Consider the following 12220-nt stretch of genomic DNA (forward strand, 5'->3'; position numbering starts at 1 on the left):
GGCCGTCATCCTGCGGGCATGACGACCGAACAACTGGACGTGCTGCGCGTTTCCGACCCGGCGCAGGCCCGTGCGCTGAAGGGACACATCGACCTGTTGGGACGTTTCGTCTCGCCCGCCTCGCCGAGCGACGTGGCCGCGGCGATGGGTCAACCCGCCAATCTGGTGCATCACCACGCGCGGCGGCTGCTGGAACTGGGCCTGCTGCGGGAGGTGCGGCGCGAGGGTGGAAAGGTGTTTTTGCAGCTCACGGCGCAGGAGTTTCGCTTCCCGATGAAATTGTTGCCCCCGCTGGAGGGGGGAGGTCAGGCGGGGGACATCCGGGTCTTCGCCGACACCTTCTTGAAGGCTTATGAGGAGTCGTGGAGCCGATCACGGGAGGAAGAGGAGACGGTGATGGGATTCGGGGACCGTGAGCACCCTGTTCCGCCCCCGCCTCAACCGGATGCCCCTGCCGAGGAGGGCTGCCCCCCACATGTCGAGGCGCTGACCTTACGCCTCACGCCGGAGCGGTATCGGCGCCTCGTTCGGGCGTTGAGTGCGCTGCTTGCAGAGGCGGCGAGCGAGGGCCTGCGCGATCAGGGTGAGGTCTGCACCGTCACCCTCCTCGCCTCAAGAGGGGCGCCTCATCACGACCCAGCGCATTTCCAGGGCTCGGTCAGTCACTCGGTCAGCTCCTTCCTCGGCGCCGACCCTTCCTGACCGCCCGCAAAGATGAAGGGGGGTCAACCCGCGCGGCCCCTCCCCTTGCTCACGACGCTCAACCCTGCATCTGCGCCCGCGCCTGCTCCTGAAGCTGTCTCCACGCCACCTTACCCGTCGCGCCGCGCGGGAGGGACTCGACGAACTGGTAGTCGCGGGGCACCTTGTAGGTCGCCATCACGTCGCGCGCCCAGGCTTCGATGTCCTTGCCGCTGACCTGCTGGCCGGGCTTGAGGACGATCAATGCGCGGGCGTGTTCCCCGGTGCGCTCGTCGGGGACGGCGATCACGCAGGCCTCCTGCACGGCGGGGTGGCCGTGCAGCAGATTCTCGACCTCGGCGGGCCAGACCTTCATCCCTGAGACGTTCACCATGCGCTTGAGGCGGTCGGTGAAAAAGAAGTAGCCCTCCTCGTCCATGTAGCCCAGGTCGCCCGAGCGGAAAAAGCGTTTGCCGTCAATGTCCGTGAACGCCTCCGCCGTCGCGTCGGGGCGGTTCCAGTAGCCCTGCATGACCTGTGGCCCGTGGATGACGATCTCGCCGACGCCGCCGGGCGGAAGCTCCTCGCCCGTGTCGAGGTCTACCACCCGCGCGTCCACCCCGAAGATCGGAATGCCCAGGCATTGCAGCTTGGGGCGGTCCTTGGGGTTGGTGTGGGTCTGCGCCATCGTCTCGCTGAGGCCGTACCCCTCGGTGAAGGTGATCCCGGTGAGGTCGAACAGCCGCTGCCCGACCGCGGCGGGGAGGGACGCGCCACCCCCCGTCACGCTGCGCAGCGTCGCGAGGTGCGAGGGGTCGAAGTTCGGGCTGCCCATCAGGTCGATCACCATCGTGGCGGTGTTCGTCCAGACGGTCACGCCCTGCTCGCGGATCAGGGTGCGGGCCACGTCGCGGTCCCAGCGGGCCATCACCACGACCCGGCCACCGCCCATCAGCGGCGCGAGAAGGCTGTTGACAAACCCCGTCACGTGGAAGAAGGGCAGGGTAGCGAGGTACACGTCCTCCACGCTGCCGTCCACCCACACCCCGGCCCCGAAGACGTTCGCCTGCACGCTGCGGTGGGTGTGCATACAGCCCTTGGGCAGTCCGGTCGTGCCGCTCGTGTACGGCATCACGCACAGGTCGTCCGGGCCCACCTCGGCGGCGGGGGCGGGGTGGGCCTGCAAGGCGTCCTCCAGCGTCACGTCCCCCTCCTGAAGCGTGGGCGTCACGTTCAGCCCGTCGGGCAGGGGCACCCCGGCCTTCCCCGAGTCCGTGCCGTGCAGGACGTTCGCCACGACCGCGTGCTGAAGGCCGCCCTGCTTGGCCTTCTCGTACAGCTCGGCGCCCACCACGCCGACGCGGATTCCGGCGTCCTGGAGGAAGAAGCCGAACTCGCGCGCCTGGAGCATGGGGGCGAGCGGCACGACCACCGCGCCGAGGTGCCACGCGGCGTGCGCGGCGACGGCCCAGGCGGGGCTGTTCTGCACCCACACGGCCACGCGGTCGCCCTTCCCGACGCCCTGCGCCTTCAGGTGACCGGCCAGCCGCTCGGCCCCCTCGCGCAGTTCCCGGTAGCTCACCTCGCGCCCGTAGAACCACAGGGCCGCCCGGTCGGGGTAGCGCTCGGCGGAGACGCGCAGGTTGTGCATCAGGCCCACCTGCGGCAGGGTCAGCGTGCGCGGCTTGCCCGCGGGCCAGTAGCGGGTCGCGGGCGCTCCTGCGGCGTCGGTGGGGGCGGACATCAGACCGTCTTGTGTCATGGCGAAGACCTCCGGGAGAAGGCCCGGCTCGCCGCAAGGCGCGCGGCGCGGGCGACAAAAAGGGGGTGTGGCCCAGAGTGTAGGGCAAATCGGCGCCCCTGCACACATCCCCGCCCCCGGCCCGACCCGGGAGCACGGGACAGCGAGGCCGTCTGGGCCGTGCTTGGGGGGCGCCAGCGTCCACCCAAAGAATGAACTCGATCAAAAATGCGCGCCAGGACGCGAAGAATCTGGAGCAGTTCTTAAGAAACCCGTGCCAGAGGGGCTCGTTCGCTCTGACCCCTCTTCACGAGCGGGGCAACATATGTCATGCTGCTCACCATGACGAAAAAGTCGACGAAGGCCCCCGCCAAGAAGCCTGCCGCCGCCAAGGGCTCCACGCGGGGCGCGGCCAAAGCCCAGCGCGACGACGTGAACGAGGCGAGCACAGGCGGGAACGGTGGAGACGCCCGGGGCGGCAGCGGCAAGGTCGCCAAGACGCAGCTCGTGGAGCAGGTCGCCGACAAGACCGGCCTGACCAAGAAGCAGAGCGAGGAGGCCGTGAGCGCGATGCTGGGCGTGGTCGTGGACGCGATCCGCAGTGGCAAGAGCGTGGGCTTGCCCGGCCTGGGCACCCTGAGCGTCAAGGCCACCGCCGCGCGCACCGGCGTGCGCCCCGGCACGAGCGAGAAGATCCAGATTCCGGCGGGCAAGAAAGTCGCCTTCAAGGTCGCCTCCACCCTCAAGGGCTCGCTGGGCGGCGACGCGGCGAGCGGCGACTGAGCACGGGCCTTCCAGCCAGGGCGCCCCGCGTGGGGCGCTTTTTCGTTTCCTGGGCTTCTAGCCCCGAGCTGCGAGCAGCGTGTTCCCCACCGCCCGTCGCAGCGCCTGAATATCGAGCGTGCCGTGCCGCGAGGGGTGGACCCGGTTGGTGAGGAGCACCCACGCGAGGCCTAGTTCCGGCTCCACCCACAGCCCCGTGCCCGTGAAGCCGGTGTGCCCGAAGGCCCGCTCCCCGCAGAGGCTGCCCCCGCTCCAGCCCGGCTGGGCGGCCACGAAGGCCAGCGAGCGGCCCCCCGCTTGGGGACGGGTCGCGGCGGCCTGCGCGGCGGGGGAGAGCCAGCGTTCGCGCAGGAGGCCCTTGGCCTGCGTCAGCACCCCGGCGAGCGTGCCGAACAGGCCCGCGTGCCCCGCCACCCCGCCGAGCGCCCAGGCGTTCTCGTCGTGCGTCTCGCCGCGCAGCACCCGCCCGCGCCAGGGGCAACGCTCGGTGGCGGCGCTGTGAGCGCGGTCCGGCGTGAAGGTCAGCCCCTCGTCCAGCCCGAACGCCCGCAGGGGCACGCCGCGTACCCGCTCCAGAACCGTCCCCAGCAGCAGGTAGCCGAGATCGCTGTACACCACCTCCCCCGGTGCCCTCAGCCGCCACGGCTCCTGGAGCAGCCGGGCGCGGATCGTCGTCGCGTCGCCCCAGGTGTAGAGCGGCGCCCAGGCGGGAAGGCCCGCCGTGTGGGTGAGGAGTTGACGCAGGGTCCGGGCCTTCAGCAGCGTCTCCTGCATCCACGCGAGATCGGGGAGATGGGCCGAGAGGGGGTCGTCGAGGTCGAGCAGGCCCTCTTCCACCACCCGCAGGATTTCCCGCGCGGTGAAAAGAGGCTTGGTCAGGCTGGCGAGGTCCCACCACGTCTCTCCGTCCAGCGGCAGAGGTTCGGGTTCGCGGGCTGCCCAGCCCAGCCCGTAGGTCTCTCCTTGCCCGTCCGTGTCCACCACGCCAAAGGCCGCTCCACACAGGCCCTGCTTCTCGACAGCTTGGTCGAGCAGGTCCCGCGTCCGCTGCGGAATCACCCTTCCCCCAGGGCCATCCGTGCATGTCCGCCCGCCGCCGCCAGCCGGGCCTCCGCCTCGCCCGCATCCACCCCGAGCCGCAGCATCACGACGGCGGTCTTGACACGCCCGCCCGCCGCCGTCAGGGCTGTCTTTGCCTCCGTCTCGCCAGCATCGGTCGCGTGGCGGGTCAGACGCAGGGCGCGGGCCTCCAACTTGGCGTTCGTCGCCCGCACGTCCACCATCAGGTTGCCGTACACCTTGCCCAGCCGCACCATCAGGGCGCTCGACAGGGTATTCAGGGCGATCTTCTGGGCGGTTCCGGCCTTCAGGCGCGTGCTGCCGCTGATGACCTCCGGCCCGGTGTCGAGGAGGACGGCATGGTCGGCGGCGGCGAGGAGGGGGGTGCCCGGATTGTTCGCCATCCCAACGGTGAGCGCCCTGAGGCTGCGGGCCGCTGCCACCGCACCGAGGACGTAAGGGGTCGTGCCGCTCGCCGCGACCGCGATGAGAACGTCGTCCGGCCCGACTCCGACCGCGCGCACGTCCCCTGCCCCCGCCCCGGCTCTGTCCTCGGCCCCCTCGACCGCCTGCCGGATCGCCCGCTCGCCCCCGGCGATCAGCGGCACGGCCCGCTCGGGCGGCCAGGAGAAGGTCGGGGTGAGTTCGGTCGCGTCGAGCACGCCCAGCCGCCCACTCGTGCCCGCGCCCACGTACACGAGCCGCCCGCCGCGTTCCAGGCGGGGCAGGGCCGCCTCCACCACCCGGGCCAAGGCCGGAGTCGCCGCGCGCACCGCCTCCACCGCGAGCCGCTGGTCGTCGGCCAGGGCCCGCACGAGCGCGAGGGGGTCGAGGCGGTCGAGATCGGGGTGGTCGGGATGCACGCCCTCGGTGGGGCGGGGGTCGGTCGTCATCGTGGCTCCTCGGAGGGCGGTAGCAGAACCTTCCCGGCGCTCACGGCCACCCGCGCCCCCGTGATGTGCGGCAGAACGTTCGCCCACCCCTGCGCCCGCGCGTAGCCCAGGAAGGCGAAGGCCGCCGCCTCGCGCGTGGCGTCGGTGAAACCGTGCGCCGCCCAGCCCACCTCCTCGAAGGTCAGTACGGGGATGGGGGAGAGGGCCGCGCGCAGGGCCGCCATCAGGACCGGGTTACGCGCCCCTCCGCCCGCCACCACGATCTCGTCCAGGCCGTGCGGGACGACCCAGCGGTGATAGGCGTCGGCCACAGTGCGCGCGGTGAAGGCCGTGGCGGTCGCCGCGAGGTCGGGGAGGCTGAGGTCGGCGGGGGAGGGGAGGCGGGCGAGCGTCCAGACCTCGCGCCCGGTGGCTTTGGGGGGAGGAAGCTGCAACTCGGGGTGCGTGAGCCACGCGGCCAGCGTTTCCTCGTGAACCTGCCCCGCCGCCGCGAGCCGCCCGCCCTCGTCGTGGGTCTGCCCGTTCAGGCCCGCCACCTCGTCGATGAGGCAATTTCCAGGTCCGGTGTCGAAGGCGAGGACGCCCGCCCGATCCTCCCCCGACAGATACGTCAGGTTGCTGATTCCGCCGAGATTGTGGACGGCCCGCCGCACGACAGGCTGCCCGAACAGTGCCCAGTCGGCGAAGGGGACCAGGGGGGCGCCCAACCCACCCACCGCCATGTCCGCCGGGCGGAAGTCGGCGACCACGAGTTTTCCTGTCCGCGCCGCGATCACCGCCGCCTCGCCGAGTTGGAGGGTGGCGGGCCGGGTCCAGCCGCGCACAGGGTCGGGCCGTGGGTGGTGCTGGACGGTCTGCCCGTGCGAGGCGATCAGGTCGGCGGATGGAGCGAGGGGCAGGGCCGCCTCCGCCAGCGCCTCGCCCAGCCACCAGTGGAGCTGGGTGAGTTCCGCCGCGCTGGCCTCGTCCCGCATGGCTGCGATGACCGCCGCGCGAAGCTCAGGAGGAAAGGGGGTGAAGACGTGCTCCACGACGCGCCCGCGCGGCACGCCTTCCGGCAGACCGGGCCACCTCCCCCCGTCTTCCAACTCAGGCCACCCCGGCAATTCCAGCAGCGCCGCGTCGATCCCGTCCGCGCTCGTGCCGCTCATCAGGCCGAGGACGCGGGGGGTGCTCACGTCGTCACCGGGGCGGCACCGGGGAAAGCGCAGGAAAGCGGCATCCGGGAGACCATACCACCCAGGTGCCCGCCTGCCCGCGAGGGTTGCGGTAGAGGGGGGGCGGACCTATCCTGAGGCCCAACCTTAACCACAATTGAGGTCTTTCCCATCTCGCGCCGACCTCCGGAGGTCTTCATGCTCAACCGACGCACCCTCGCCCCCCGTCTGCTCAGTCTGGTCACGCTCGCCCTCGTGGGGGGTGCCCTGGCCGCGCCCAAGAAGGTCACGGGCTACGGCGCCCTGGGCATCACCGACGGCAAGCCCGGCGGGACGTACACCCTCATCCTCGGGGACAGCCCGCAGAGCCTGAACTACTACGGCGTGATCGACAACAACCTGGGACTCATCGCCCAGCAGCTCTTCGACGGGCTGGTCGAGTTCAACTACGCCACCTACCGGGTCGAGCCCGCCCTCGCCGAGTCCTGGACGGTGAGCCCCGACGGGCGGACGTACACCTTCCGGCTGCGCCAGGGCGTGCGGTGGAGTGACGGCCAGCCCTTCACCGCCGACGACGTGGTGTTCACCTACAGCCAGATCATCATGAACCCGGAGGCCCGCGCCGGGGACGCCGCCTCCTTCAAGCTCGACGGCAAGCAGGTCGAGGTGCGCAAGGTCAACCCCACGACCGTGCAGTTCGTGCTGCCGCGTCCCAGCCCGGCGTTCCTCCTCCAGATGCGCTCGTTCGTGATGCCGAAGCACAAGTTGGTGCGCTTCTCGCAGGAGGGCGGGGCCAAGGCCGCCGACATCAACAACGCGTGGCCGGGCAACGTGGCCGAGTCCGAGGTCGTCGGCACCGGCCCCTTCCGGCTGAGCAACTACACGGCGGGCCAGAAGGTCACGCTCGTCAAGAATCCGAACTACTGGAAGGTGGACGCCCGGGGCACCCAGCTTCCGTACCTGAACCAGCTCGAATTCCTGATCATCCGCGACCCCCAGGCCCAGGTCGCGCAGTTCCTCGCGGGGAACGTGGACCAGCTCAACATCACGGGCGCGCAGTTCCCCGACCTCAAGGGACGCGAGGTGGCGGGCGCTCCCTTCAAGGTGACGCGCTCGACCGCCCTGTTCGGGAGCCCGCCCTTCGTGGCGTACAACTTCGACGCGAAGGACCCCGCGCTCGCCCGGGTCTTCGGCGACGTGCGCTTCCGCCGCGCGATGCAGAGTGCGCTGAACCGCGAGCGCATCATCGACACGGTGTACAACGGCCTGGCGAGCCTGCCGGGGCACGGGGTCGCGCCCGTCAACCGCGACTGGTACGCCAACACCACCCGGCAGCTCGGCGCCTTCGACCTGCGGGCGGCGGGGGCGGCCCTCGACGCGCTGGGGCTGAGGGACACGAACGGTGACGGCATCCGCGAGGTCGCCCGGGGCAAGAATCTGGAGTTCGACCTCACCTACGGCACCGACTCCTCCGTCTACCCCGCCATCGCCACGATCATCCAGAGCGACTTCGCCAAGGCGGGCGTGAAGGTGAACCTCAAGGGCATCCTCTCCCGCAACCTGCTCTCGACCGGGCAGAGCGGCGACTGGGAGATGATCCTCCACGCCTTCGGCGACCAGCCCGACCCCGAGCTGCGCAAGCCCATCTGGCAGCCCGGCGGCGCCCTGTACTACTGGCACCGCAGCCTCCAGCCCGCCCAGGACGGCGGCACGCCCAACCTGGCCCGGATGCAGCCCTGGGAGCGCCAGATCTACACCATCTTCAACGACGCGGCGACCACCACCGACCGCAGCAAGCGCAAGGCGCTCTACACCCGCTGGCAGCTCCTCTTCGCCCAGAACCTGCCGGTGACGCCCCTCGCCAAGCCCGAGAACATCGGCGCGATCAGCAACAAGTACGGCAACTACATCTACAACCTCGGGGTGATTCCGGGGTACAACCCGGTGCCGCTCATCTATCAGAAGTAAGTGGGTTGTGGGGAGTGGTGAGTGGAAAAAGCGCAGCCGAGGCGTAAGCACCACGCTGAAGCTTCCACTCCCCACTGACCACTGACCACTCACCCCCTATGCTGACCTACACCCTGCGCCGAATCCTCGGCATGATTCCCACCCTGCTCGTGATCAGCGCCGTGTGCTTCACGGTGATCAAGCTCCAGCCGGGCAGCTTCACCGACCAGTACCTCGAAGACCCGCGCTTCACCCGCGAGACGGCGGCGGCGATCAGCCGTCAGCTCGGGCTCGACCAGCCCGCCGTCGTGCAGTACGGGCGGTGGCTGTGGGGGGTGATCACCGAGTTCGACTTCGGGTACTCCTTCCTGCAAAACCGGCCTGTGGTGAGCGTGATCGGCGACCTGCTGGGCTGGACGGTCTTCATCAGCCTGATCACGCTGCTCTTCACGTGGATCGTCGCCGTGCCGCTGGGGTTGTACACGGCCTTCAACCGGCACGGCTTCGCGGCGAGCGTGGCGAACTTCCTGGGGTACGTGGGGCTCGCCATCCCCGACTTCCTGGCCGCCCTCCTCCTCGTCGCGCTCGTGCTGCAACTCGGGGGGACGAACGTCGGGGGGCTCTTCAGTCCAGACTACATCGACGCGCCGTGGTCGTGGGCCAGGGTGCTGGACCTGCTCAACCACCTGTGGATTCCTGTGCTCGCCATCGGTTTAGAAGGCGTGGCGGGGCTGATGCGGCAGATGCGGGCCTCCACCCTCGACGTGCTGAGCCAGGACTACATCCGCACGGCGCGGGCGAAGGGGCTGCCGCAGAACCGGGTGATCTGGCGCCATGCCGTCCGCAACGCGATCAATCCCCTGATCACCCTCGCGGGCCTGAGCCTGCCGACCCTGATCAGCGGCACCATCATCATCTCCATCGTCCTCAACCTCCCCACCATCGGGCCGCTGCTGTACGACAGCCTCGTCAACAAGGACCAGTACACGGCCCTGACCCTGCTGATGCTGAGTGCGTTTCTGCTCCTCGTGGGCAACCTGCTCGCCGACCTGGCGCTGGCGTGGGCGGACCCGCGCGTGAGGTACGGGTGAGGCGGTTAGTGGTGAGTGGTCAGTGGTTGGTGGAAGCTCTGGCTTCACGCTTCCGCCTCCGCTGCGCTTTTCCCACTCACCACTTCCCACTTCCCACTCACCGCCGAGGGCACCCATGACCACCCTCCCCGCTTCCCCCACCCCCGTCACGCCCTCCCCCTGGGCGATGGCGTGGCGGCGCTACCGCAAGTCGCGGCTGGGCGTGATCGGCGGCTGGCTCCTGATCCTCCTCTACGCCCTGGCGCTGTTCTCGCCCTTCCTCGCGCCCTACGCGATCACCACCCAGCACGAGGAGGCGAGCTACCAGCCGCCGCAGCGGGTCCACATCGTCCACGAGGGGAGGCTGCGGACGCCCTTCGTGTACGGCTTCAAGCAGGAGCGCGACCCGGTGACCTTCGCCCGCAGGAACGTGGAGGACCGAACGAATCCGGTGCCCATCCGCCTCTTCGTGCGGGGGGACGAGTACCGCTTCCTGGGCATCCCGTCCAACCTCCACCTCTTCGGCGTGCCGGAGGGGAACACCTTCTTCCCGCTCGGCACCGACCAACTGGGGCGGGACCTGCTCTCGCGCACCCTCGTCGGCGGTCAGGTCAGCCTGACGGTGGGCGTGATCGGGGTGCTGATCTCGTTCGCCATCGGCATCGTGCTGGGGGGCATCAGCGGGTATTACGGCGGCTGGACCGACAACCTGATCCAGCGGACGGTGGAGGTGCTGCTCTCCTTCCCGCGCCTACCCATCCTGCTCGCGCTCTCGACGCTGATTCCCGCGCGGTGGCCGAGCACCTGGGTGTATCTGGGCATCGTGGCCGTGCTCGCCCTGATCGGCTGGGCGGGGCTCGCGCGGGTGGTGCGCGGGCAGGTGCTCGCCGCTCGCAACGTGGAGTACGTGACCGCCGCGCAGGCCATCGGCGCCCGTGACCTGCGGGTGATCCTGCGGCACATCACGCCGAACCTGAGTTCCTTCCTGGTGGTGACGGCCACGCTCGCCCTTCCCGGCTACATCCTGGGCGAGAGCGCGCTGAGCTTCCTGGGGCTGGGGATCAAGGAGCCGATGACCTCCTGGGGCCTTCTGCTCAAGGACGCGCAGAACTTCCAGACGCTGCGGCTCTACCCGTGGCTGCTCATCCCCGGCCTCTTCATCTTCCTGGCGGTGCTCGCCTTCAACTTCTTCGGGGACGCGCTGCGCGACGCAGCGGATACCCAAAGCCGCTGAGAGGCGGGAACCGAACCACCCAGGCCCCGACCGTTCTCGATTCGTCCTCCTGAGGGGAAAAGCCCATGAATACCGTCCTGCTGTCCGCCGTGCTGAGCCTGTCCGTCGTCGCCTCCGCCCAGCCGCCCGCCGCCCCCACGCCCGTCCCGCAGGGCGCCCCGGTCGAGCTGCGCGGCCTGTGGGTGGACGCTTTCGGGCCCGGGATCAAGACGCCCGCCGAGGTGGATCAACTGATTGCCGACGCCCGCGCGATGAATGTGAACGTCATCTTCGCGCAGGTGGGGCGGCGGGGCGACTGCTACTGCCTGAAGGCCGCCATGCCGCCGACGGACGACCCCGCCGTGCCCGCCGGATTCGACCCCCTCGCGGACCTGATCGAAAAGGCGCACCCGCTCGGCCTTCAAGTCCACGCCTGGATCATCACGACCTCAGTCTGGAACTCGCCCACGCCGCCGAAGAGCCCCGACCACGCCTTCAACCTGCACGGCCCGGACAAGACGGGGCGCGACAACTGGCTCCTGGTGAAGTTCGACGGCACCCTGAAGGCGGGGGCCGACTGGGTGTTCGACCCCGGCCACCCCGACGCGACCGAGTACATCAAGAACATGTACGTCTCGGTGGTGCAGAACTACGACGTGGACGGCATCCAGTTCGACCGGGTGCGCTACCCCGACTACAACCCGGTGGGCGGGCCCAACGGCTGGGGGTACAACGAGACGGCCCTCGCCCGCTTCCGCGCGGAGACGGGGGCCAGCGGCACGCTCGCCCCGGAAGACCCCGCCTGGTCGGCCTGGCGCCGCACCCAGGTCACCAACCTCGTGCGGGACACGGCGCTCGCAGTGAAGGCGGTGAGGCCCGACGTGAGCGTCAACGCGGCCACGATCACCTACGGGGCGGGGCCGACGACGGACGAGGGCTTCACCCAGACGCGCACGTACAACGAGGTCTTGCAGGACTGGCTGACCTGGGTGCGGGGGGGTTACCTCGACCTGAACGTGATGATGAACTACAAGCGCGACTTCGTGCCCGAGCAGGCGGGGTGGTTCAACACCTGGGCGGCGTACGCGGCGGGGCTGCGGGTGCGCTCGCCGGAGGTCACGCAGGTCAGCGGCGCGTCGATCTACCTCAACGACCAGGCGAGCACCCTGAATCAGGTCCGTAAGACCCGCACCCTGGGCCTGGGCTGGGCCGGGTACTCCTACCGCACGCCCGACGCCGACGTGAACGCCGGGAAGCGAACCACCGCCGACGTGCTGCCCGAACTCACGAGGAAGCTGGCCGGACCCGGCGGCCCCTTCGCGTCCCCCGCCCGCTGGGTCCGCCCCGACCCGGCGGCGCTGCGGGCCCTGCGCGGCACGGTGGCGACCACGGGCACGGCGCCCCTCGGGAACCGGACGGTGCGCCTCCTCGACGAGTCGGGCGAGGAGCTGGCCCGCACGACCACGAACGGCCTCGGCGGCTACGGCTTCCTGCGCCTTCCCGAGCGGGCGGTGCGGGTGGAGGTGGGCGGGGTGACGGGCGAACCGGTCACGGCCCCGGCGGGCCGGGTGACCGAGGTGCCCACGTTGACCGTGCCGTAGAGGGCGGAAGGGACTGCTGCCCCCCTCTGCCGTTGCGCGTCTGGCGGAACCGGGAGGTGTCCTCCCGGGCCCCGC

At 70.2% G+C, this 12220-nt stretch carries 10 protein-coding genes; 6 read left to right on the plus strand and 4 right to left on the minus strand.

Features of this window, described 5'->3' with window-relative positions; translation table 11 throughout:
* Positions 1-18 precede the first annotated feature (18 nt).
* On the plus strand, positions 19-702 hold the full coding sequence (locus A7B18_RS08845) for a hypothetical protein (protein ID WP_102126321.1): 684 nt from the start codon (positions 19-21) through the stop codon (positions 700-702).
* 58 nt (positions 703-760) lie between these two features.
* On the opposite strand, the gene A7B18_RS08850 is transcribed toward A7B18_RS08845, so the two are convergent.
* Positions 761-2443 (minus strand): long-chain-fatty-acid--CoA ligase, encoded by a 1683-nt coding sequence (locus tag A7B18_RS08850; protein WP_102126322.1) that lies wholly within the window; start codon positions 2441-2443, stop codon positions 761-763.
* A 321-nt stretch (positions 2444-2764) separates the two neighbouring features.
* On the opposite strand from A7B18_RS08850, the gene A7B18_RS08855 reads away from it, so the two are divergent.
* Positions 2765-3205 (plus strand): HU family DNA-binding protein, encoded by a 441-nt coding sequence (locus A7B18_RS08855; RefSeq protein ID WP_425430326.1) that lies wholly within the window; start codon positions 2765-2767, stop codon positions 3203-3205.
* A 57-nt stretch (positions 3206-3262) separates the two neighbouring features.
* Here the strand turns inward: A7B18_RS08855 and A7B18_RS08860 are convergent, their stop codons facing one another.
* The 3 genes from A7B18_RS08860 to A7B18_RS08870 are packed head-to-tail and all read right to left on the minus strand — an operon-like array spanning position 3263 to position 6335.
* Positions 3263-4264, minus strand: a complete 1002-nt coding sequence (locus tag A7B18_RS08860) for a serine hydrolase domain-containing protein (RefSeq protein WP_102126324.1) — start codon at positions 4262-4264, stop codon at positions 3263-3265.
* The gene (gene murQ / locus A7B18_RS08865; RefSeq protein WP_102126325.1) at positions 4261-5157 is read right to left on the minus strand and encodes an N-acetylmuramic acid 6-phosphate etherase; all 897 of its coding nucleotides are present in this window, start codon (positions 5155-5157) and stop codon (positions 4261-4263) included. Before murQ ends, A7B18_RS08860 begins: the two co-directional genes overlap by 4 nt.
* On the minus strand, positions 5154-6335 hold the full coding sequence (locus A7B18_RS08870; protein ID WP_281260156.1) for an anhydro-N-acetylmuramic acid kinase: 1182 nt from the start codon (positions 6333-6335) through the stop codon (positions 5154-5156). The genes murQ and A7B18_RS08870 overlap by 4 nt, the downstream gene beginning before the upstream one ends.
* A 177-nt stretch (positions 6336-6512) precedes the next feature.
* Here A7B18_RS08870 and A7B18_RS08875 point away from each other — a divergent pair, with 177 nt between their 5' ends.
* From A7B18_RS08875 to A7B18_RS08890, 4 genes are all read left to right on the plus strand, one after another.
* On the plus strand, positions 6513-8282 hold the full coding sequence (locus tag A7B18_RS08875) for an ABC transporter substrate-binding protein (protein WP_102126326.1): 1770 nt from the start codon (positions 6513-6515) through the stop codon (positions 8280-8282).
* A gap of 98 nt (positions 8283-8380) precedes the next feature.
* Positions 8381-9352 carry an ABC transporter permease gene (locus A7B18_RS08880; protein WP_102126327.1) on the plus strand — a complete coding sequence of 324 codons (972 nt, stop codon included), beginning with the start codon at positions 8381-8383 and terminating at the stop codon, positions 9350-9352.
* 115 nt (positions 9353-9467) lie between these two features.
* On the plus strand, positions 9468-10565 hold the full coding sequence (locus A7B18_RS08885) for an ABC transporter permease (RefSeq protein ID WP_102126328.1): 1098 nt from the start codon (positions 9468-9470) through the stop codon (positions 10563-10565).
* 65 nt (positions 10566-10630) lie between these two features.
* Entirely contained in the window at positions 10631-12145 is a 1515-nt protein-coding gene (locus tag A7B18_RS08890) for a family 10 glycosylhydrolase (protein ID WP_102126329.1), read from the plus strand.
* Positions 12146-12220 lie beyond the last annotated feature (75 nt).

The organism is Deinococcus planocerae (assembly GCF_002869765.1).
Taxonomy (GTDB): Bacteria; Deinococcota; Deinococci; order Deinococcales; family Deinococcaceae; genus Deinococcus; species Deinococcus planocerae.

Coding starts and splice junctions, on each gene's coding strand:
- A7B18_RS08845 (WP_102126321.1), top strand. CDS start 19: ATGACGACCGAACAACTGGACGTGCTGCGCGTTTCCGACCCGGCGCAG.
- A7B18_RS08850 (WP_102126322.1), bottom strand. CDS start 2,443: ATGACACAAGACGGTCTGATGTCCGCCCCCACCGACGCCGCAGGAGCG.
- A7B18_RS08855 (WP_425430326.1), top strand. CDS start 2,765: ATGACGAAAAAGTCGACGAAGGCCCCCGCCAAGAAGCCTGCCGCCGCC.
- murQ (WP_102126325.1), bottom strand. CDS start 5,157: ATGACGACCGACCCCCGCCCCACCGAGGGCGTGCATCCCGACCACCCC.
- A7B18_RS08875 (WP_102126326.1), top strand. CDS start 6,513: ATGCTCAACCGACGCACCCTCGCCCCCCGTCTGCTCAGTCTGGTCACG.
- A7B18_RS08880 (WP_102126327.1), top strand. CDS start 8,381: ATGCTGACCTACACCCTGCGCCGAATCCTCGGCATGATTCCCACCCTG.
- A7B18_RS08885 (WP_102126328.1), top strand. CDS start 9,468: ATGACCACCCTCCCCGCTTCCCCCACCCCCGTCACGCCCTCCCCCTGG.
- A7B18_RS08890 (WP_102126329.1), top strand. CDS start 10,631: ATGAATACCGTCCTGCTGTCCGCCGTGCTGAGCCTGTCCGTCGTCGCC.